Annotated in this window: 18 protein-coding genes; 5 read left to right on the top strand and 13 right to left on the bottom strand. The window is 71.1% G+C overall.

Annotation, left to right across the window (positions count from 1 at the left end; all coding sequences use genetic code 11):
• Positions 1 to 440: 440 nt before the first annotated feature.
• The gene (gene gap / locus WCD84_RS04650; RefSeq protein ID WP_343254686.1) at positions 441 to 1445 is read right to left on the bottom strand and encodes a type I glyceraldehyde-3-phosphate dehydrogenase; all 1005 of its coding nucleotides are present in this window, start codon (positions 1443 to 1445) and stop codon (positions 441 to 443) included.
• 170 nt (positions 1446 to 1615) lie between these two features.
• Here gap and WCD84_RS04655 point away from each other — a divergent pair, with 170 nt between their 5' ends.
• From WCD84_RS04655 to modC, 5 genes are all read left to right on the top strand, one after another.
• Entirely contained in the window at positions 1616 to 2254 is a 639-nt protein-coding gene (locus WCD84_RS04655) for an OmpW/AlkL family protein (protein WP_343280582.1), read from the top strand.
• A 69-nt stretch (positions 2255 to 2323) separates the two neighbouring features.
• Positions 2324 to 3139, top strand: a complete 816-nt coding sequence (locus WCD84_RS04660) for a S1/P1 nuclease (protein ID WP_343280583.1) — start codon at positions 2324 to 2326, stop codon at positions 3137 to 3139.
• Positions 3140 to 3272: 133 nt separating this feature from the next.
• Positions 3273 to 4055 carry a molybdate ABC transporter substrate-binding protein gene (modA, locus tag WCD84_RS04665; RefSeq protein WP_449280062.1) on the top strand — a complete coding sequence of 261 codons (783 nt, stop codon included), beginning with the start codon at positions 3273 to 3275 and terminating at the stop codon, positions 4053 to 4055.
• A 28-nt stretch (positions 4056 to 4083) separates the two neighbouring features.
• A complete protein-coding gene (modB, locus tag WCD84_RS04670) occupies positions 4084 to 4788 on the top strand; it encodes a molybdate ABC transporter permease subunit (RefSeq protein ID WP_343280584.1) in 705 nt (234 codons plus the stop codon).
• A gap of 28 nt (positions 4789 to 4816) precedes the next feature.
• Positions 4817 to 5437, top strand: coding sequence for a molybdenum ABC transporter ATP-binding protein (modC, locus tag WCD84_RS04675; protein WP_343280585.1), 621 nt, complete (start codon positions 4817 to 4819; stop codon positions 5435 to 5437).
• Between the two features lie 41 nt (positions 5438 to 5478).
• Here the strand turns inward: modC and WCD84_RS04680 are convergent, their stop codons facing one another.
• From WCD84_RS04680 to WCD84_RS04735, 12 genes are all read right to left on the bottom strand, one after another.
• A complete protein-coding gene (locus tag WCD84_RS04680; protein WP_343280586.1) occupies positions 5479 to 6858 on the bottom strand; it encodes a TonB family protein in 1380 nt (459 codons plus the stop codon).
• Positions 6848 to 7216, bottom strand: a complete 369-nt coding sequence (locus WCD84_RS04685) for a BlaI/MecI/CopY family transcriptional regulator (protein ID WP_343280587.1) — start codon at positions 7214 to 7216, stop codon at positions 6848 to 6850. The genes WCD84_RS04680 and WCD84_RS04685 overlap by 11 nt, the downstream gene beginning before the upstream one ends.
• Before the next feature lie 185 nt (positions 7217 to 7401).
• A complete protein-coding gene (locus tag WCD84_RS04690) occupies positions 7402 to 8505 on the bottom strand; it encodes a PLP-dependent cysteine synthase family protein (protein ID WP_343280588.1) in 1104 nt (367 codons plus the stop codon).
• A 22-nt stretch (positions 8506 to 8527) separates the two neighbouring features.
• Positions 8528 to 10516, bottom strand: a complete 1989-nt coding sequence (gene tkt / locus WCD84_RS04695) for a transketolase (RefSeq protein ID WP_343254694.1) — start codon at positions 10514 to 10516, stop codon at positions 8528 to 8530.
• A gap of 231 nt (positions 10517 to 10747) precedes the next feature.
• On the bottom strand, positions 10748 to 12082 hold the full coding sequence (locus WCD84_RS04700; RefSeq protein ID WP_343254695.1) for a dicarboxylate/amino acid:cation symporter: 1335 nt from the start codon (positions 12080 to 12082) through the stop codon (positions 10748 to 10750).
• 60 nt (positions 12083 to 12142) lie between these two features.
• Positions 12143 to 13813, bottom strand: a complete 1671-nt coding sequence (locus tag WCD84_RS04705) for a BatD family protein (RefSeq protein ID WP_343280589.1) — start codon at positions 13811 to 13813, stop codon at positions 12143 to 12145.
• A 4-nt stretch (positions 13814 to 13817) separates the two neighbouring features.
• The gene (locus WCD84_RS04710) at positions 13818 to 15626 is read right to left on the bottom strand and encodes a VWA domain-containing protein (protein WP_343280590.1); all 1809 of its coding nucleotides are present in this window, start codon (positions 15624 to 15626) and stop codon (positions 13818 to 13820) included.
• A complete protein-coding gene (locus tag WCD84_RS04715) occupies positions 15623 to 16636 on the bottom strand; it encodes a vWA domain-containing protein (protein ID WP_343254698.1) in 1014 nt (337 codons plus the stop codon). The genes WCD84_RS04710 and WCD84_RS04715 overlap by 4 nt, the downstream gene beginning before the upstream one ends.
• Positions 16633 to 17088, bottom strand: a complete 456-nt coding sequence (locus WCD84_RS04720; protein WP_343280591.1) for a DUF4381 family protein — start codon at positions 17086 to 17088, stop codon at positions 16633 to 16635. The genes WCD84_RS04715 and WCD84_RS04720 overlap by 4 nt, the downstream gene beginning before the upstream one ends.
• A complete protein-coding gene (locus WCD84_RS04725) occupies positions 17088 to 18053 on the bottom strand; it encodes a DUF58 domain-containing protein (protein ID WP_449280063.1) in 966 nt (321 codons plus the stop codon). The genes WCD84_RS04720 and WCD84_RS04725 overlap by 1 nt, the downstream gene beginning before the upstream one ends.
• A 35-nt stretch (positions 18054 to 18088) precedes the next feature.
• A complete protein-coding gene (locus WCD84_RS04730; protein ID WP_343280592.1) occupies positions 18089 to 19081 on the bottom strand; it encodes an AAA family ATPase in 993 nt (330 codons plus the stop codon).
• Between the two features lie 138 nt (positions 19082 to 19219).
• Complete coding sequence (locus tag WCD84_RS04735; protein WP_343280593.1) at positions 19220 to 21127, bottom strand: type IV pilus secretin PilQ; 1908 nt, start codon at positions 21125 to 21127, stop codon at positions 19220 to 19222.
• Between the last annotated feature and the right edge of the window lie 5 nt (positions 21128 to 21132).

Genomic DNA, 21132 nt, shown 5'->3' on the forward strand with positions numbered 1-21132 from the left:
ATCGCGAGCGCACGCCCGCTCTTGATCTCCGTCCCGAAGCAGGAAAACGCCACGGCCCGTCCCGTGCACAGGGGGTGTGCGGAGAGCCGGCCATGGATGGCCGGCGCCCGGCCGCTGGGAGCAGGACGCGGAGACGGCCGGCGCAGCACACCCCCTGTGCACGGGACGGGCAGCGCGGACTACAACGGAGAAATGCCGTCGCAACAACGACAGTCCAGGCGCTGTCGCCGATCGCGGCTATAGCCGCTCCCACAGGGTCCGGATGCGCCGATCGCGGCTATAGCCGCTCCTACAGGGGCGGGATGCGGCGATCGCGGCTATGGCAGCTCCCACAGGGTCGGGATGCGGCGCAACCAACCGAATAGCCCCCAATCGGGGGGAGAACCAAAAAGAAGCCCCGCACTGGGCGGGGCTTCGAATATTGCCTTGGCGTCGCGCGCTTACTTCGCCGCCACCACGCGGGCCAGCTCCAGGCACTTGGTGGAATAGCCCCACTCGTTGTCGTACCAGGCCACCAGCTTGACGAAGGTATCGTCGAGCTGGATGCCGGCTTCGGCGTCGAAGATCGAGGTGCGGGTGTCGCCGCGGAAATCGGTGGCCACCACCTTGTCCTCGGTGTAGCCGAGGATGCCCTTCAGCGCGCCTTCCGACTGCGCCTTCATCTCGGCCTTGATCTCTTCGTAGCTCGCGCCCTTCTCGAGCTCGACGGTCAGGTCGACCACCGAGACATCCGAGGTCGGGATGCGGAACGACATGCCGGTCAGCTTGCCGTTGAGCTCCGGGATCACCTTGCCCACGGCCTTGGCCGCGCCGGTGCTCGACGGAATGATGTTCTCGAGGATGCCGCGGCCGCCGCGCCAGTCCTTGTTGGACGGGCCGTCGACCACCTTCTGGCTGGCGGTGGCGGCGTGCACGGTCGTCATCAGGCCGCGCTTGATGCCCCACTTGTCGTGCAGCACCTTGGCCAGCGGCGCCAGGCAGTTGGTGGTGCACGAGGCGTTGGAGACGATGGCCTCGCCGGCATATTTTTCGTGGTTCACGCCGTAGACGAACATCGGCGTGTCGTCCTTCGACGGCGCCGACAGGATCACCTTCTTCGCGCCCGCATCCAGGTGCTTCTGCGCGCTCGCCTTGTCGAGGAACAGGCCGGTGGACTCGATCACCACCTCGGCGCCAACTTCGTTCCACTTGAGGTTGGCCGGGTCGCGCTCCTGGGTCAGGCGGATGCGCTTGCCGTTGACCACCAGGGTGTCGCCGTCGACCGACACTTCGCCGTCGAAGCGACCGTGCACGGAATCGTACTTCAGCATGTAGGCCAGGTAGTCCGGCTCAAGCAGGTCGTTGATGGCCACGATCTCGATGTCGCTGCCGAAATTCTCCACCGCCGAACGCAGGACGTTGCGCCCGATGCGGCCGAAACCGTTGATGCCTACCTTGATCGCCATGGAATGCTGACTCCGTAGTGCCGTGCGCCGCGGCAGGGATGGGTGGAACACGCAGAACGCCTATTTTAGCAGGCCCGGACGGGTCCGGCCCCGGACTTGACCACGATCAATGCGGCGCCGTATGGGACAGCGGACCATGGCGGCATCCTCCACAGAGAACAGGTGCCTCGATGGCCCGCCACATCCGCTCCCTCTCCCTTCCGCTGCTCGCCCTTGCCGTCGCCGGCACCCTCGCCGCCCCGGCCGCCTTCGCACAGTCCGCCGGCGACTGGACCGTCGCCGTCGGCGCGCACCAGGTCAACCCGGATTCCGACAACGGCAAGCTTGCCGCCGGCACCCTGCCGCTGGACATCGGCTCCAGCACGCGCCCGACCATCGCCGTCGAGTACTTCGTGCGCGACAACCTGGGCCTGGAAGTGCTGGCCGCACTGCCGTTCCAGCACGACATCAGCATCGACGGCCTCGGCCGCGTGGGCAGCACCAAGCACCTGCCGCCGACCGTCAGCCTGCAGTACCACTTCAACGGCCAGGGCACGATCTCGCCGCTGCTGGGCGTGGGCCTGAACTACACCACCTTTTTCAGCGAAGACGCCCGCGGCGCGCTTGCGGGTTCGAAGCTCGAGCTTGACGACTCCTTCGGCCTGGCGCTGCACGCCGGCGTCGACTTCAAGCTCGGCGAAAAGGGCGCGATCCGCGTCGACGTGCGCTGGATGGACATCGACAGCGACGTCAAGCTCGACGGCGCGAAGCTCGGCAGCGCGAAGATCGACCCGCTGGTCTACGGCGCCGCCTACGTCATGCGCTTCTGATCCGCCCCGGCGGGCTCGGCGGGTGCATGCGGCTAGAATCGCCGCATGCACCCGAACCGAGCCCCCCGAATGCATCGATACCTCTCCCTCCTCGCGCTTGCCGGCACCCTGTTCGCCGGCGACGCCCTGGCCTGGAGCGCCGAAGGCCACCGCATCGTCGCCCGCATCGCCGAGGCCGGCCTCACGCCCGCGGCCCGCGCCGAGGTCGACCGCCTGCTCGCCGCCGAGCCCGACCCGACCCTGGCCGGCATCTCCACCTGGGCCGACGAACTGCGCGACACCGACCCCGTAGTCGCCAAACGCACGGCCAAGTGGCACTACATCAACTTCGATGGCCGCTGCGGTTTCGAGCCGCCGAAGGACTGTCCGGGCAACAACTGCGTGGTTACCCAGGCCAACCTGATGTTCGGCGTCCTGGCCAACCGCGACAAGGACGACGCCTCGCGCACCGCTGCGCTGAAGTGGGTCGTGCACCTCATCGGCGACCTGCACCAGCCGATGCACGCCAGCATGCGCGACGACAAGGGCGGCAACGACTACCAGGTGAACCTGGACGGTGAAGGCAGCAACATGCACCGCATCTGGGACGGCACCATCATCGAGCGCCGCGCGCTGGGGGCGGAGGCCTACGCCACCGAACTGCTGCTGCAGCCCCTGCCCGACGACCCGACCCTGGCCTCCGACCGCCCAACCCTGGAATGGGCGCTTGAATCCTGCCGCCTGGTGGAGTCCGGCGATCTCTATCCGGCCGAGGGCACGCACGTGATCGACGAGGCCTTCCTCGACGCGCAGCTGCCGCTGGCCGAACGCCGGCTGCGCGAAGCCGGCTATCGCCTGGCGATGATGCTCAACTACGCCCTGGCGCGGCCCAAGAACGTCCCGTGACCGCCGCGACCGTCGTCCACCCGTTCCACCATGCCGGCACCGGCAGCGCCGGTGCCCTGCCCGAACCGCAGGGGTAACGGCATCCGCTATCTCGACGTCCCGCTGGACACCCTTTGGATCCCCGACGATGTTGATGTCCCGACGCGCCATGATCGCCCTTTGCGGGCTCGCCGCCGCTGCCGCACTGTGCGCTGCAGCCTCCGCGCACGCGGCCGACGGGCCGCTGACCGTGTTCGCCGCGGCCAGCCTCAAGGAGTCGATGGACGAAGCCGCTGACGCGTACGCCGCTGCCACCGGGCAGCAGGTGCGGGTGTCCTACGCCGCCAGCTCCGCGCTCGCGCGGCAGGTCGCGCAGGGCGCGCCGGCGGACGTCTTCGTCTCCGCCGACCTCGAATGGATGGACGAGCTGCAGGGCAAGGGCCTGGTCGACGCCGGGACCCGCAGCGAGCTGCTCGGCAACAGCCTGGTGCTGGTGGCGCCCGCGGCATCCGGTCCAGCCGCGGTCAAGCTGCAGCAGGGCCTGGACCTGCGTCCGCTGCTGGGCGAACGCGGGCGCATCGCGCTGGGCATGGTCGACAGCGTGCCGGCCGGCAAGTACGCCAGGGCCGGCTTCGAATCCCTGGGCATGTGGGAGGCGCTTGAGCCACGCGTGGCCGGCGTCGAGAACGTGCGCGCGGCGCTGATGCTGGTGGCACGGGGCGAGGCGCCGCTGGGCGTGGTCTACGCCAGCGACGCACAGGCCGAACCGCGGGTGCGCGTGCTGGCCACGTTCCCGCCCTGGTCGCATCCGGAGATCGTCTACCCGGCGGCGCGCGTGACCGCGAGCCGGCATCCGCACGCAGCCAGCTTCGTGCGCTGGCTGCAGGACGCCGAAGCGCGCGCGATCTTCGCCCGCCACGGCTTCAGCCTGCGCTGAAGCGCCAAGCCGAAACGCCGACCACGCAATGCCCGACGTCAGCCCCGCCGAACTCGCAGCGATCGCACTCAGCCTGAAGGTGGCCTGTGTCGCCGCGCTGGCCAGCCTGCCAGCCGGGATCGCGCTGGCCTGGCTGCTGGCACGGCGGCGCTTCCCCGGCAAGGCGCTGCTCGACGCGCTGGTGCACCTGCCGCTGGTGCTGCCGCCGGTGGTGGTCGGCTATGCCCTGCTGGTGGTGTTCGGCAGCCAGGGTGCGGTCGGCGCCTTCCTGGCCGAGCACTTCGGGATCACGTTCGCGTTCCGCTGGACCGGCGCGGCGCTGGCCAGCGCGATCATGGGCTTCCCGCTGATGGTGCGCGCGATCCGGCTGTCGATCGAGTCGGTCGACCGCCGCCTGGAGCATGCCGCCGCCACCCTCGGCGCCAGCCCCTGGCGCGTCTTCGCCACCATCACCCTGCCGCTGGCCTGGCCGGGCATCGTCGCCGGCGGCGTGCTGGCGTTTGCCAAGGCGCTGGGCGAGTTCGGCGCCACGATCACCTTCGTGTCCAACATTCCCGGCGAGACGCAGACCATCTCTTCGGCGATCTACGAGCTGATGCAGGTCCCCGGCGGCGAGCTGGGAATCTGGCGGATGGCCATTGTCGCAGTGGCGATTTCGCTGCTGGCGCTGCTGGCCTCGGAGTGGCTGGTGCGGCGGCAGCACGGCCGCCGCGGCGATGGAGACGAGGCATGAGCCGGGCACGGCCGGGAGGGGCTGCAGCATGCTGAGCCTCGACATCGAACTGCGCCGCGGCCGCTTCCAGCGCCACCTGCGGATCGAGGACAGCGCGCGCGTGGTCGCGCTCACAGGCCCGTCCGGTGCCGGCAAGACCACGGTGCTCAACGCCATCGCGGGGCTGGTGAAGCCACGCGCCGGGCGCATCGAGGTCGACGGCCGGGTGCTGTTCGACAGCGCGCGCCGGATCGACCTGCCCGTGCATCGACGCCGCGTCGGCTACGTGTTCCAGGATGCGCGCCTGTTCCCGCACCTCGACGTGCGCGGCAACCTGCTTTACGGCCGCCACGCGCAGGCCGACGGCACGCCGCGCTTCGAACTCGATGCCGTGGTCGCCCTGCTCGGCATCGGCGCCCTGCTGGCGCGGCGCACGTCCAACCTCTCCGGCGGCGAGGCGCAGCGCGTGGCCATCGGCCGCGCCCTGCTGTCGCAGCCGGCGATCCTGCTGTTCGACGAGCCGCTGTCCGCGCTCGACCAGGCGCGCCGCGAGGAGCTGATCCCGTACCTGCAGCGGGTCCGTGACGAGGTGCGGCTGCCGATGCTCTACGTCAGCCACCATCCCGAAGAAGTGCGCCGGCTGGCCGAGGCCGTGCACCGGCTTGACTGACGCGCGCCCCAGCGCCCCACGTCCATCTGCATCCAGCCGACCTAATCGTCCATGGGCCCGGGGACGGGGTCCGGCGCTTCGAAATCGACCGGGACACGCACCCAGCCCTCCACGGGCTTGCCGTCTTCGAGCGCCGGCTGCAGCACCCACGTCCTGGCGGCTTCCACGGTGGCGGCATCGAACACGCCCGCCGGCTCCGACTGCTCCACCACGACATCCTTGACGCGGCCCCCGGTGTCGACCAGCAGTTTCAGCACCACGCGACCGCCTTGCCCCGCCGCGACGGCATCGGCCGGGTAGCGCGGCGGCGGCATGGCCGGGGCTGCAGGCGGTGGAGGCGGCGGAGGCGGCGATGCAGCGGCGGGCCGGGCCGGCGCCGGGGGCGCTGGCGGCGATGGTGCATCGGCGGGCCGGGAGGCCGCCGGGGGCGCTGGCGGCGCTGGCGGCGCGACCGGCGGTGCGGGTGCCTGCGCGATGGCGGGCTGCGGCGGTGGCGGCGGGGCGTCGGGGGCCGCCGCCGGGCGTACGGCCCAGGCCGCATAACTGCACGCCGACAGGACGAGGCCGAGGGCCACGAGGCCGGTCCGTCGACGGCCGGAGCCGGGTTGTGGTCGCTTCAACATGAGGATTCGCTCCTTCAGGGATTGGGCGGACTGCCAATGGCAACCGACCGGCAGTCCAGGGACGGCCAGCTGCACGTTCAACATCGCGTCCGCGTAGCGGCGGCGGGCGTGGGGATGGCGCGCGAGCACGGTGGCGTCGCAGGCCAGCTCCTGGTCGAGGCGGAAGCTCCGCTCGGCCAGGTGCATGAGCGGGTTGAACCACTGCAGGCAACGCAGCGCCACGGCCGCCAGGTTGGCGCGGGTATCGCCGCGCGCGAGATGGGCGCGTTCGTGGGCGATGACCAGCGCAGCCTCGTCCGCCGCGTGGCGGGCCTCGAAATCGATGGGCAGCACGATGCGTGGGCACAGCGCGCCCACGACCGCGGGGCCATGCACGTGCTCGCCGCGCCAATGACCTGCCGCATCGCGCTCCAGCGGACCCAGCCCGGCCACGAAGCGCCGCTGCTGGCGCGCCACCCGCCACGCCGCCAACGCCGCGCCGGAGAGCCAGGCGGCGGCGAGCAGCAATGACCAGTCGATTCCATGGCCCGCGGCCATGGCCGCCGACCCATCCGCCGGGGCGACCACCAGCACGCCCGGGTGCAGTGCGACCAGCTCCGGGACCAGTCCCTGGCCGACCCCGGGCCGCGGCAGGAAGGCCGCGACCAGCGACAGCGGCACCAGTGCCCATGCGCCATAGGCCACGCGGACGCCGAACGCGCGGCGAAGGGGGTGCCGCAGCGCAAGCACCAGCAGGGCGGCGGCCGTGGCGGCCAGGCTTCCATCCACGAGCCAGCGCAACAGCGTGTCAGCGCTCATCGTCGAGCTCCTCGACCAGTCGCCGCAGTTCGGCGATGTCATCGGCGCTGAGCTTGCCGCGCTCGCTGAAGTGCGCCACCAGCGGTGCCACGCGGCCTCCAAACAGGCGGTCGAGCACGCCCTCGCTTTGCTGCGCGACCCAGGCCTCCCGACCCAGCACCGGCGAGTACAGGTAGCGCCGGCCGTCGCGCTCGGCTCGCACCGCGCCCTTCTTCAGCAGGCGGTTGAGCAGGGTCTTGATGGTCGGCTCGGCCCAGTCGCTTTGCCCGGACAGGCGCGCCACCACGTCTTCGGCGGCGAGCGGGTGCGCGCTCCAGAGGACTTCCATCACCACGGCTTCGGCATCGCTGATCGACATATCGATTACACCTGTAAACCTTGAGATCGATTACAGACGTAAATGTTCGTGATGTCAAGTGCCCGGGGCGGACCGTCGCGACGGGTTTTCGACGGTGGCGCGGCGGAGGGGTCGCAGCTATAGCTGCTCCTACAGGTGCGGCTTCGTGGAGCGCTGCGGGTCGGGCCTGGGCGAGCCGATACCGGTCAGGCTTCGCCGAGGGGATCCAGGCCTTCGATGCCACCACCCGCGACAGCGGCGGCGATCGCGGCGTCGGAGTCCTCCGTGTCGATGCCGTTTGTCGCGTACCAGGCCGGCGCGTAGTAGCTGTGGGCGTAGCGGTCGCCGGCGTCGCAGAGGATGGTGACGATCGAACCGTCGCGGCCTTCCTCGCGCATGCGCCGCGCCGCGTGCAGCACGCCGACGAAGTTGGTGCCGGTGGAGCCGCCCACGCGCCGGCCCAGCGTGGCGCTGACGTGGCGCATTCCGGCCAGCGCCAGCGCGTCGGGCACCTTGACCATGCCGTCGATGCAGCTGGGGATGAAGCTCGCCTCCACGCGCGGCCGGCCGATGCCTTCCACCCGCGAGCCGCAGGGATGGGTGAACTCGCGCCAGGGCTCGTCGGCCAGCGCCGCGCGGTAGGCCCGGTGGAACACCGACTCCTGCGGGTCCGCGCACAGCACGCGGGTGTCGTGGCGGCGATAGCGCGCGTAGCGACCCAGGGTGGCGGCGGTGCCGCCGGTGCCGGGGCTGCACACGATCCACGCCGGCACCGGGTGCGGCTCTTCGGCCATCTGCCGGAAGATCGACTCGGCGATGTTGTTGTTCGCGCGCCAGTCGGTGGCGCGCTCGGCGTAGGTGAACTGGTCCATGAAGTGCCCGCCGGTCTCCTGTGCCACGCGATGCGACTCGGCGTCCAGGCCGCAGGCGGTGTCGACCAGCTGGCAGCGACCGCCGTGGAACTCGATCGCGGCGATCTTCTCCGGCGAGGTCGACGCCGGGATCACGGCGATGAAGGGCAGGCCCAGCAGGCGCGCGAAATACGCTTCCGAGACCGCGGTCGAACCGCTGGACGCCTCGACCACCGGCCGCCCTTCGCGCAGCCAGCCGTTGGCCAGCGCGTACAGGAACAGCGAGCGCGCCAACCGGTGCTTGAGGCTGCCGGTGGGGTGGCTGGACTCGTCCTTGAGATAGACATCGACCCCCGGATAGCCGGGCAGCGCCAGCGGGATCAGGTGGGTATCGGCCGAGCGGTTGAAGTCGGCCTCGATGGTATGGATGGCGCGCGCCACCCACTCACGCTGTGCCATGTCGCCGTGCTCCCCGCGCGCCTTACAGCGCGCGCGCGGCAGCGACCACCGCTTCGACGGTGAAGCCGAAGTGCGGGAACAGCACCTCGGCCGGCGCGCTGGCACCGAAGCGGTCGATGCCGATCACCGCGCCGTCCAGGCCCACGTACTTGCGCCAGAAGTCGGACACGCCGGCTTCGACCGCGACGCGCTTGCGGCATCCGTTCGGCAGCACCGATTCGCGCCAGGCCGCGTCCTGGCGATCGAAGACGTCGCTGGAGGGCATGGACACCACGCGCACGGTGTCGCCGAGCTGCGCGGCGGCATCCATCGCAAGGCCGACTTCCGAACCGGTGGCGATCAGGATGATTTCAGGCGCGCCGACCGAATCCTTCAGCACGTAGCCACCGCGCGCGATCGCCGCGACCTGGGCGGCGTCACGCGCCTGCGGCGCAAGGTTCTGGCGCGAGAACACCAGGCAGCTGGGGCCGTTGCCGCGTTCGATGGCGGCCTTCCAGCACACCGCGGATTCAACCGCGTCGCAGGGGCGCCAGACGTCGTTGCCGGGGATGTAGCGCAGGCTCGCCATGTGTTCGATCGGCTGGTGCGTCGGGCCGTCCTCGCCCAGGCCGATGGAGTCGTGGGTGTAGACGTGGATCGCGTGCGCGCCCATCAGCGCGCTCATGCGCACGGCGTTGCGGGCGTAGTCGCTGAACACCAGGAAGGTGGCGTCGTAGGGGATGAAGCCGCCGTGCACCGCAAGACCGTTCGAGATCGCGGTCATCGCGAACTCGCGCACGCCGTAATAGATGTAGTTGGCGTCGGGATCGTCACCGGCCACGGACTTGCTGCCGCTCCACAGGGTGAGGTTCGAGCCGGCAAGGTCGGCCGAACCGCCGACGAGCTCCGGCAGCAGCGGCGCAAAGGCTTCGATGGCCATCTGCGAGGCCTTGCGTGAGGCAACCTTGGGGCTCTCGGCCTGCAGCTTGGCGATGTACGCGTCAGCGGCGGCGGAGAAGCCGTCCGGGAGATCGCCGTGCGAGCGGCGGGTCAGCTCCGCGGCCAGCTCCGGATGGCGCTGCGCGTAACCGTCGAACATCCGGTTCCACTGCTCTTCGCGCACGGTGCCGGCGTTGTTCGCGCGCCAGCCGTCGCGGATCGCCTGCGGGATCTCGAAGTCGCCGTGTTCCCAGCCCAGCGCCTTGCGCGTGGCGGCGATCTCGTCCTTGCCCAGCGGCGCACCGTGCGAGGACTCCTTGCCCGCCTTGGCCGGCGAGCCGAAGCCGATGGTGGTGCGGCAGCAGACCAGTACGGGCTTGTCGTCGTGCTGCATCGCCTTGTCGATCGCGGCCTTGATCGAATCCGCATCGTGGCCGTCGACGTCGCGGATCACGCGCCAGCCGTAGGCCTCGAAGCGCGCCGGGGTGTCGTCGGTGAACCAGCCCGCGGTGTCGCCGTCGATCGAGATGTGGTTGTCGTCCCAGAACGCCACCAGCTTGCCCAGGCCCCAGGTGCCGGCGAGCGAGGCGGCCTCGTGGCTGATGCCTTCCATCAGGCAGCCGTCGCCCATGAACACCCAGGTGCGGTGGTCGACCACCGCGTGCTCGGGGCGGTTGAAGCGCTGCGCCATCAGCTTCTCGGCCAGCGCGAAGCCGACGGCGTTGGCGAAGCCCTGGCCCAGCGGCCCGGTGGTGGTTTCGACGCCACCGGTGACGAAGTTTTCCGGATGCCCCGGGGTGCGGTGGCCGAGCTGGCGGAAGTGCTTCAGCTCTTCCAGCGGCAGGTCGTAGCCGGACAGGTGCAGCAGCGCGTACTGCAGCATCGAGCCATGGCCGTTGGACAGCACGAAGCGGTCGCGGTTGAACCACTTCGGGTTGCCCGGATTGTGGTTCAGGTAGTCGTTCCACAGCACTTCGGCGATGTCGGCCATGCCCATGGGCATGCCGGGATGGCCGGAGTTGGCCGCCTGGACGGCGTCCATGGCGAGGATGCGGATGGCATTGGCGAGGTCGCGGCGGCTGGGGCTGGTCATGGGGTCTCGGGCGGCTGGGGACGGCGGGCGAAGCCGTCATTGTCCCACCCCCTGCCCGCGGAGTCTCCCGCGGGCGACTGCAGCCGCCTGCCGCCTCCCCTCGCCGCCTCGCCGCCTCGCTCCGCCCGGAGCGCCCCTCGGTAGGAGCAGCTATAGCTGCGACCGAGGTCTCCGCCGGACGAAAATTGGCTCGACCGATTGGTTCGGTCGCAGCTATAGCTGCTCCTACTGTCAGGCTGTGGCTTCGGGGGTGTCCGGGGCGAGGTCGAGCGGCGCGTCCGCCTCGCCCTTCGACACGATCGCGGCGATGCCGAGGTCGCCGGTCACGTTCACCGTGGTCCGGCACATGTCCAGGAAGTGGTTCACGCCCAGGATCAGGCCGATGCCTTCCGGCGGCACGCCGACCATCGCGCAGATCAGCGCCACCACCGGCAGCGAGCCCGAGGGCACGCCGGCGGTGCCGATGCCGCCGAGGATGCAGACCAGCATCACCATGAACTGCTGGCCCAGCGTCAGGTCCACGCCGAAGAACTGCGCCAGGAAGATCACCGTCACGCCCTCGAACAGCGCGGTGCCGTTCTGGTTGGCGGTGGCGCCGATGGTCAGCACGAAGCGCGAGACCTTCGACGGCAGGTGCAGCTCCTCGTCGGCCACCTTCAGCGCCGTCGGCAGCGTGGCGTTGCTGGACGCGGTGGAAAACGCCATCAGCATCGCTTCCTGCACGCCCTTGAAGAACTTCAGCGGCGAATAGCCGCCGATGAACTTCAGCGCAAGCGAATAGGTCACCACCATGTGCAGGAACAGCGCCCCGACCACCACCAGCACGAAGGCGCCCAGGCGCAGCAGCAGGTCCCAGCCGAACAGCGCCGCGAGGTTGAACATGAAGCAGAACACCGCCACCGGGGCCATGCGGATGATCAGGCCGATCAGGGTCATCGATATTTCGAAGATGCCTTCGATGCCGCGGCGCAGCGTGCGGATCGGCGCGGTATCCGGGCTCATCACGACGCCGATGCCGAACATCAGCGCAAAGAACATCAGCGCCAGGATGTTGGCGTTGTTGGCCGCCGCGCCGACCACGTTCTGCGGCACGATGTCGAGCAGCATCTGCATGCCCGAGGGCTGCTCGCCGCTGTCGCGGACGATGGCCGCGGCGCGCTCGGCGCCCTCGCTCAGAAGCTGCTGCGCAAGCACCGGATCGACGCCCTCGCCAGGCTTGAACACGTTCACCATCACCAGGCCCAGCAGCACGGCGATGCCCGAGAACAGCACGGTGCAGACCAGGGTGCGCCAGCCGATGCGCCCGAGCGACTTCACGTCGCCCATCTCCGAGACGCCGACCACCAGCGCGGAAAACAGTAGCGGCACGATCATCATGAAGATCAGGCTGAGGAACAGGGTCGACAGCGGCTGGGTCACGTAGCGCGTCAGGCCCTGCACCCAGGCGGCATCGGCACCGGCGACGTAGTGCACGAACAGGCCGAGGACCAGGCCGGCGACGAAGCCGATGGCGATCTTCCAGTGCAGCGGCATGCGCTGGCGGCTGGGCGCGGTCGGCTCGGTCATGCGGTGTTCCCCGGAACGGTGTGGACGGCGGAGCTTAGCAAAGCGCCCCGCCGCGGCATTTCAGCGCGGATAGAGCGGCGGCAGCGGTCCATCGGCGCCGGGGTCTTGCGCCACCCAGTCGGGTCCGCGCGCGAAGGCCTCGCGCACCGCGGCGCGGGCCTGCGCCGCGGTGCCTTCGCCCTGGCCCCAGCGCGCGCACTGCAGCCCGGCGATCGCGTCGCGCTGCGGACCGGCCGCCAGCCTTCGCGACAGCGCGTCGAGGTCGGCGGCGGGCGGCGAGGCCAGCGCGCACAGGGCGTCGGCAACATCGCCCAGGTCGCCGGTATCGAGCGCCTTGCGGAGCATGGGCGATGGCCCCGCGCGGCGACCCGGCGTGGCGCCGGCGTCCGGTTCCCCGGCCCCGTCCCGGACGCTTGCACTGGCACCCGCACGCTGCCGCAGGCCCAGCGCCCAGCCCAGGGTCAAGAGCCACAGCAGCGCGAACGCCACCGTCGCCAGCGCCCAGGTGCGCACTTCTCCCTGCACGCCGGGCACGCGCATCCATCCCCCGTCGCGCGGCGACGTGGCGGTGGCGGCACCGCCCGATGCCGATGCCGCGACGTCGAGCTCCAGCGGCGGCAGCGTCGCCACGCGGGCGCGATCGGCGTCCACGTCCCACCACTGCAGGCGCGGCGCCTCGATGCGGACGCGACCCTCGCGCGCGGGCAGGATCGAGAAGCGGCGCACCATGCGCACGCGTGGCCGGCCGTCCTCGACGGTCTCGTCGTGCTGCGCGGGTTCGGGGAACACCTGCGCGCCCTGGTCGGCGCCGAGCACCGGCGGCTCGACCTGGGCGGCGATCGCGCCATCGGCGACCAGCTCCAGTTCGACCGTGAACGCATCGCCCGCGCGCGCCGCGGTGGGCGTCTCCAGCCAGCGCAGCTGCAGCCCGTGCAGGGGCAGCCAGGGCCGGACCGCCGCGTCGGGTATCGGCTTCGTGTCCAGCACGATCGCCGGGCCGTCGGCGGCCAGTGCACGCTGGCCGTCACCGAACAGGTCGTCGAGCCAGCCGCCCACGCCGCGGCCGCGGAAGCGCGCCGGGGGCAGCTCGATCCGGCCGCTGCGCTCGGGCACCAGCAGGTAGTTGCGTTCGACCACCTGGAAGCGGCGGCCATCGACCTCCCGCGTGTACTGCAGGTCGCTGCCGACGCGCTGCAGGGACGCGCCATCGGGTTCCGGCTGGTCCAGCTGTCCGGACACCAGCTGCGCCGCGTAGTACAGCCGCAGGCGCAGCCCCACGGTCTGCTGCACATAGGGCGCGGTGTCGTCGACCTCGGCCTCGATGTAGGCCGGTCCGCGTGCGCGGGCCGGCGCCGCGCGCGCGGCGGTGACCGTAAGCACGATGGGCGCGGTGCGTTCGCTGCCGACCCGCAGCGCCGGGATCGTGATCCTGCCCTCGCGCTGCGGCTGCAGCGCCACCGCGTACAGCGTGCGGGCAACCGTTTGCCCGCCGCGCTGCACGAAGGACTGGCGGCTGCTGCGCTGTTCGATGCGGAAGTCGTCCTCGAGCGGCGCGTAGTCCGGACGGCCGCCGCCGTCGGTCTCGACGTTGAGGGTGACGGTCTCGCCGAGTTCGATGCCGTCGCGATCCAGCCAGGCGCGGACCTCGGCGTGGGCGAGGCCGGGGACGAGCATGGCCAGCAGCAGGAGCAGCGTGAGCGGCCGGCGGAAGGCCTTGGACAGGATGGGCATGCGGTCAGCGCTCCCCGGCGCGGCGGCGCAGGTGTTCGTTGCGGAAGCGGGCGCGCAGCAGCGCCCCGGGGTCGTCGGGCACGCGGCGCAGCCAGGCGGCGTTGGCCTGTTCGCGCTCGTCGGCTGCGGTGGACTCGCTGCGTTCGGACGCGTTGTGCTGGTCGTCCGCTTCGCTGCCGGCACCGCGCGCGGTGCCGGCGTCGAGGGCACGCTGCATGGCTTCGCGCTGGGCGTCATCGGCGGCCTGCTGGCGGGCGCGGGCATCGGCGTCGCTGTCGTCGTCAGCCGCAGGTGGCGGTCCGGCGTCCGCGTCGGCATCCCCGGGCGGCTGCGGCTGTGGCGCGGACTGGTCACCCTCCGGCTCTTTGCCCGCGTCGTCATCGGGCGGGGCGCGTCCGTCATCGCCGCGGTCACCGGCCTCGTCGCCCGCGCCCCGGTCGCCCTTGCCGCCATCGGGAGGCATGTCGCCGCCGCCGGCGCCGCCGCTCGGCGGCTCGCGGTCCATCACGGCTTTGACAGCGGCGCGGTTGGCCACCGCGTCGGGCATGTCGGGGGCTTCGCGCAGGGCGTCGTCGTAAGCGGTGATCGCCTCTTCGTAGCGGCCCGCGCGGGCCAGGGCATTGCCGCGGTTGTAGGCGGCGTCGGCGCCCGGCAGGTCGTCGAAGCCGCGCGCCGCGGCGGCGAAGTCGCCTTCGCGATAGGCGGCCTCGGCTTCGACGCTGCGTGCGTGTGCGGCCTGGTCCGCACGGCGCCAGGCATCGGCCGCAGGCGGCCCGGTGCCGGCTGCGAGGGCCGGCTGCATCGGCAGCATCGGCAGCACCATGCAAAGCGCCAGCACCGCGAGCACGCCGCCGCGCCGGAAGGCGGCCAGCAGCAGGAGCATCGCCAGCGGCAGCAGCCAGTAGCCGCCGTCCTCGCGCACCAGGCCGCGCGATGCATCGGCGGTCCCGGCACCTGCGCCTGCACCGCGCTCGCCGCCCAGCGCGGCGAGGACCTGCCCCGGCGCTTCGTCCCAGCCGTGGACGCGGCCTCCTCCTGCCGCGGCCAGCGCGCGCAGGGACCCGGGGTCGAGTGCGCTGCGATGGATCTCGCCGTCGCGGCCGCGATAGCCGGCACCGGCTTCGGAGCCCATCGCCAGCACCGAGACGCGATAGCCGTCGGCCGCGGCGCGGGTCGCGGCGCGAACGGCAGCGCGTCCGGCCTCCGGGGCCAGCAGCAGGATGTCGCCGCGGGCATGGCCGGCCTGGGCCAGCAGTTCGCGCGCGCGGTCGATGGCGCGCTCGGGTCGCTGGCCATCCACCGGCATCACCTCGGGTGCCAGGGCATCGAGGAAGACGGCGACGTTGTCGGGATCGGAGGTGACCGGCGAGACCACGAAGGCATCGTCGGCGTAGGCCACCAGCGCAACCTCGCCGGCATGCGCGTGCAGCAGGGCGTCGATCCTGGCGCGGGCCTGCGCCAGGCGCGAAGGCTGGAGGTCGTTGGCCAGGGTCGCGCTGGACAGGTCGAGCACGATCACCAGGGCACTGCCGCCGCCCTGCAGCGGCTGCGGCACGCCGCGCCAGCCTGGTCCGGCGAGGGCGACGATCATCACGGCCAGGCCCGCGAGCGTGGCGAGGCCGGCCAGCGAGCTGTCGCGCCCGCCGCCGCGTGCATCGAGCAGGTGCGGCAGAAGATGTGCATCGACCGCCGTGCGCCAGCCGCTGCGCCGGCGCGCGCGCTGCCTCCACGCCCAGGCCAGCAGCGGCAGGAGCAGCAGCGCCAGCAGCCAGGCCGGGCGCAGGAACTGGAGGTCGGCGAACGGCAGCGTCATCGTCCACCCCTCTGCCACGCCAGCGCGGCCGCAAGCAGACCGGCGAACAGCGCCAGGGCCAGCGGCCAGTGGTAGCGCTCGAGGCGGGGGCGCATGGCCTCGCCCGGCGCCTCGACCGGTTCAATGCGGTCGATTTCGGCATAGATGCCGGCCAGGGCTTCGGTGTCGCGGGCGCGGAAGCTGCGGCCACCGGTCATCTCCGCAATCCGGGCCAGCGACTCCTCGTCGATCTCGCTGCCGCCCGACGGCAGGCGGAAGCCGAACACCGACAGCTGTTCCCCGCTGCCGCCGAAGGCGATGGTGTGGATGCGCACGCCCTCATCGCGGGCGATTTCAGCGGCCTTCAGCGGATCGAGGGCGCCGGCGGTGTTGACGCCATCGGTGAGCAGCACCAGCACGCGCTCGCCTTCGCGCTGTGCCTGCAGGCGCTTGACCCCGAGCCCGATCGCATCGCCGATGGCGGTTTCACGGCCGGCCAGCGAGACCTCGGTCGCCAGCAGCTGTTCGCGCACGGTGCCGAGGTCGGCGGTGGCCGGCGCCAGCACGTAGGCGCCGCGGCCGAATACCAGCAGGCCGACGCGGTCGCCCTCGCGCCGGTCGAGGAAGTCGGCGATCACCGCCCTGGCCGCGGCAAGCCGATCGACCACTTCGTTGCCGACCAGCATGTCGCGCTCGCCCATGCTTGCCGAGAGATCAACGGCAAGCATCAGTTCGCGCGCGCTGTGCGGCGGCTGCACGACCTCGCCCCACGCCAGCGGGCGGGCCGCGGCCAGGCACAGCAGCGCCCAGCCGAGCCAGGCCAGCCACGGCTGTCCGGCCGTGCTCCTGCGCAGACCGGACGGGGCCGCGATCGTTGCCAGGCGCGCGGCCCAGGGCACGCGCAGCGCCGGTCCGGTGTCGCGCAGCGGCGGCAGCAGAGCGCGCAACAGCAGGGGCAGCGGCAGCGCGAGCAGCAGCCAGGGCCAGGCGAAGCCCGCGAACGCCGGCCAGGCGGACGACAGCGCACTCATTTGCGGCCCTCCATCCATTCGACGAAGCGCTCGCGTGCGACGTGGCGCAGGTCGGCCACCTCCGCAGCATCCGCGTCACGCCGGAACGGGCCTTCAACCAGCAGGGTCCCACGGGCGCCATCAAAGCGCGTCGCCTCGCGGCCGGCATCCAGGAACGCGAGCCAGGCCTGGCCTTCCAGGCGATCCGCCGCGGGGTCGCGCAGCCGCGCCGCGCGGCGCAGCAAGGCCGAGATCGCGGCGACGGACGCGGCGGGTCCTGCCGCGGCGTCCACCTCGGCGTCGAACAGGGCCTGAAGCCGGCGACGGCGCCGGGCACGCCACCAGCGCCAGGCGATGCTCGCGGCCAGCACGAGCAGCAGCGCTGCGGCCAGCATCCACCAGCCCGGTGCCGGCGGCCACCACGGCGGGGCCGTCGACAGGTGGATGTCGCGCAGGACCAGCCCGTCGTCCATCAGCCGCGCCCCGCCCCTGTGGCCGCGAGCCAGGCGTCGCTTGGCGCGTCGGACGACAGCGGTATCGCGCGGACGCCGCGCGCGGCCAGGGCCGCGACCGTGGCCGACACGCTGCCGGCGAACGCCTCCTGCCAGCGCCGGCGCTCGGCATCGGCGGCCAGGTCCACGTCGATGCGCGGGCCGGACGCCTGCCCCGCTCCCCCGGCTGCGAACGCAAGCAGGGCTTCGGGCGGTGCAGTTTCCAACGGATCGGTCAGCAGCAGCACCACGACCTGGCTGTGCGCGGCCAGCGCCGGCCAGCGCTCGGGGGGAATGGCGGCCACACTGGCCGGGTCGGCCAGCACCAGCAGCCGCGATCCCGGGCGCAGCAGGCGGCGGGCATGGTCGAGGGCGACATCGAGGCCCGCGTCGGCATCGGGCGGTCGTGCATACCAGCGCACCAGGGCGTCCAGGACTCGCAGCGCGCCGCGCGCGCCGGACGCCGCGGGTACCGGCGGTGAAGCATCGCTGCCGCGGAGCGCGGCGACACGGTCGCCGTCGGCCACCGCGCGCCATGCCGCGATCGCGCCGGCGCGCGCGGCCTGCACCGACTTGAAGCGCACGCGGGTGCCGAAGTACAGCGCCGGCGCGGTGTCGGCCACGATCAGGCTGAGTCGCTCGCGCTCGGCCTGGAACAGCTTCGTGTGCGGCTTGCCGCTACGGGCGGTCAGGCGCCAGTCGATGTGGCGGGCGTCGTCGCCGATCGCATAGCCGCGCGATTCTGCGTATTCCATGCCGCGCCCGCGCAGCACCGATGGCGCCTGGGCGCGCAGGCCCGCGGCCCCGCGACGCGCTGCGCCCCGCGCCTGGGCCAGGCCACGCAGGGCGATCAGCTCGGGAAGTGTTGGAGCGATGCCATCACCCTCGTGTATCGAGTTCCCTACCGGTGCTGGAGTCTCCGGCGGCGCTCCGACGCGGGCCCGCAATCGCCCGCGCACGGCATCGACCACGGGGCCGTGGATCACGGCAGCGGCACCAGCGCCAGCAGGGCCTGCACCAGGCGCTCGCCGTCCCAGCCCTCGGCGGTCGCCTCATAGCTGGGCAGCACGCGGTGGCGGAGGACGTCGGGCGCGACCGCGCGCACGTCGTCCGGAGTCACGAAGTCACGCCCCGCAAGCCAGGCGTGGGCGCGTGCGCAGCGCTCCAGCGCGATCGAGCCGCGCGGGCTGGCACCCCAGGCGATGCGCGGTGCAAGCGCTTCGTCGTAGCGCGCAGCGTCGCGCGAAGCCAACACGATCTCGACCAGGTAGCGCTCGACCGCTGGCGCCATGTGCAGCGCCAGCACGGCGGAGCGCGCGGCCATCACATCGGCCTGCGAGATGCGTTCGGCGGGAACCGACGGCGCCTCCAGCATCGCAATCGCGCGCTCGCGCGCCAGGCGCAAAATCGCGGTCTCGGCCCCGGCGTCCGGATAGCCGACGCGAACGTGCATCAGGAAACGGTCGAGCTGCGCTTCCGGCAGCGGGAACGTGCCTTCCTGCTCGATCGGGTTCTGGGTCGCCATCACCAGGAACAGCGGCGGCAGCGCATAGGTCTGTCGACCTACGGTCACCTGGCGCTCGCCCATCGCCTCGAGCAGCGCCGACTGCACCTTGGCCGGAGCGCGGTTGACCTCGTCGGCCAGCAGCAGCGAGTGGAAGACGGGGCCGGGAAGGAACTCGAAGCGGCCGTCCTGCGGGCGCCAGACCTCGGTCCCGGTCAGGTCCCCCGGCAGCAGGTCGGGGGTGAACTGGACGCGGGCGAAGTCGGCTTCTACGCGCGCGGCAAGCGCGCGGATGGCGCTGGTCTTGGCCAGGCCGGGCGCGCCTTCGACCAGGAGGTGGCCGTCTGCGAGCAGGGCGATCAGCAGGCGTTCGACAAGGGCCGCCTGGCCGATGATCTCTTCCGCGAGCGCGTCGCGGAGGCTGGAGAAAAGGCCGTGGAGGCGGACACCTTCGTCGCTGGTCGTTTCCATGGAAAGCCGGTCTGCGGCGCGGGCTGCGCCGGGACCAGTTTGACTCCAACCGGGGGGATTGGTTCAAGGGCCGCCGGTCACTGAAACGGCGACGGGGCCCGATGGGCCCCGTCGCGCATCACACTGGCTTGAAAGAAATCAGTATCCGCGTGGCGCCACGCGCAGCACGCGCGGAGTCACGAAGATCAGCAGCTCGGCCTTGGCCTTGGAACGGCTCTTGGTCTTGAACAGGTTGCCGAGGATCGGCAGGTCGCCCAGGAACGGCACCTTGGACACGGAATTGCGGTCCTCGAACTCATAGACACCGCCAATCACTACCGTTTGACCGTCTTCGATCAATACCGCAGTGGTCACTTCGCGCTTCGCGAGGTTCGGAATAGAACCATAGCCCGCGATTGTAGTGTAGTCCTCCACCTCATCCTTCTTGACGGCAAGGGTCAGGAATACGCGCCCATCAGATGTAATCGTCGGCGTAACCTTGAGTTCAAGCAGAGCTTCCTTGAACTGGACGCTGGGCTGGCTCTGTCCCTGGCTGGCCTGGATGGTTAGGTACCCCACCTCGCGTCCCTGACGGATGATCGCCTCGCGCTGATTGCTGGTGACTACACGCGGGTTGGAAACTACTTCGCCCCGCTGCTCCTGTTGCAGAGCTTGCAGCTCCAAGTCCCAGTCAATGGTGTTCCCGAGGATAGTGAAAGCGATCGAACCCGGATTCAGGTCTCCGAGACCGAAATTGGTGTTCAGCGTCTGCTCGCTCCACCCCCCTCCAGGTGCTTGATTGCCCTCAAGCGAACCAGATGTGATCAGACGATCTTTCTCCGCCCGGACGCCAAAACGAGAGCCCAGGTCACGTGCGAAAGATTCGTTGGCAATCACGATCCGCGCTTCGATCACCACCTGATCGACGGGCTTGTCGAGCTCATTCACCACGCGTTGGATCTCCTCCACGCGCTTGGGAATGTCGATCACCAGCAGGGTGTTCGTGCGGCGATCAAAACTGAGGCTGCCGCGCGAAGACAGGAAGCCACGACTGGACGCCCCTTGACTTCCACCCCCTTGACCAGTCTTGCTTTCGTCGGTGAGCAATTTTGCGATGTCTTCCGCACTGCCATAGGAAATCGGGATGTACTGGGTGGCCATCTCCGCGCTCTCTTCGAGCGCGATCCGGGCATTGGCAATGTCCTGCTCGAACTTCGCGATCTCCACCTGCGGCGCCACCCAGACCACGTTGCCGCTGCGGCGCTTGTCCAGCGACTTGGCCTGCAGCACGATGTCCAGCGCCTGGTCCCACGGCACGTTGATCAGGCGCAGGGTGACGTTGCCGGTGACGTTGTCGCTGGCGACGATGTTGAGGTCGGACAGCTCGGCGATCAGCTGCAGCACGGTGCGCACCGGAACGTCCTGGAAGTTGAACGTGACCGGACGGCCGCGATACGCGCGGGTCTCGCCCTGCGCGGCCTGGCCAGCGACGACCTGGCCGGTGGCCGCCACGGTATTGGCGGCGGCTGCGCCCACGGCGCGGTTCGGCGCTTCGGCGCGCGGCACGATCTCGACGATGTAGTCGCGGCCGGTCTGGTAGGCCAGCGGCTCGAACGCCCCCTGCGTGCTGAGCACGATCTGGGTGCCCTTGGCGCCCTGGTTGGCATCGATCCGCTGCACCGGAGTCGCGAAGTCGGTGACGTTCAGCGGCCGCTGCAGCGAGGCCGGCAGCGACGCGTTGCCGACGTTGATGATCACGGCACCGCCTTCGGTACGCAGGTCCGGCGCCGCACCTTCGCCGTCGAAGCGGAGCACGAGTCGCCCCGCGCCGCCGTCGCCGCGCTTGAAGTCGATGTCGGCCACGGCCACTTCGGCCGGGACCTGCTTCGCCGGATCCGTCGCCACCACGGACGACTGGGCGAAGCTGGCCACGGGCACGCCCGGGTTCGGAGCGGCGCTGACCGTCCCGAAGGCGCCAAGCAGGCCGGCGAGGAGACCGCAGGCGCCTGCCCGGAGCGGAAGTGCCCGCTGGGTGGGCGAACGGCGTTGCGCGTTGGTGAACGTCATCTGGC

Source organism: Luteimonas changyuni, assembly GCF_039548395.1.
Classification (GTDB): domain Bacteria; phylum Pseudomonadota; class Gammaproteobacteria; order Xanthomonadales; family Xanthomonadaceae; genus Luteimonas.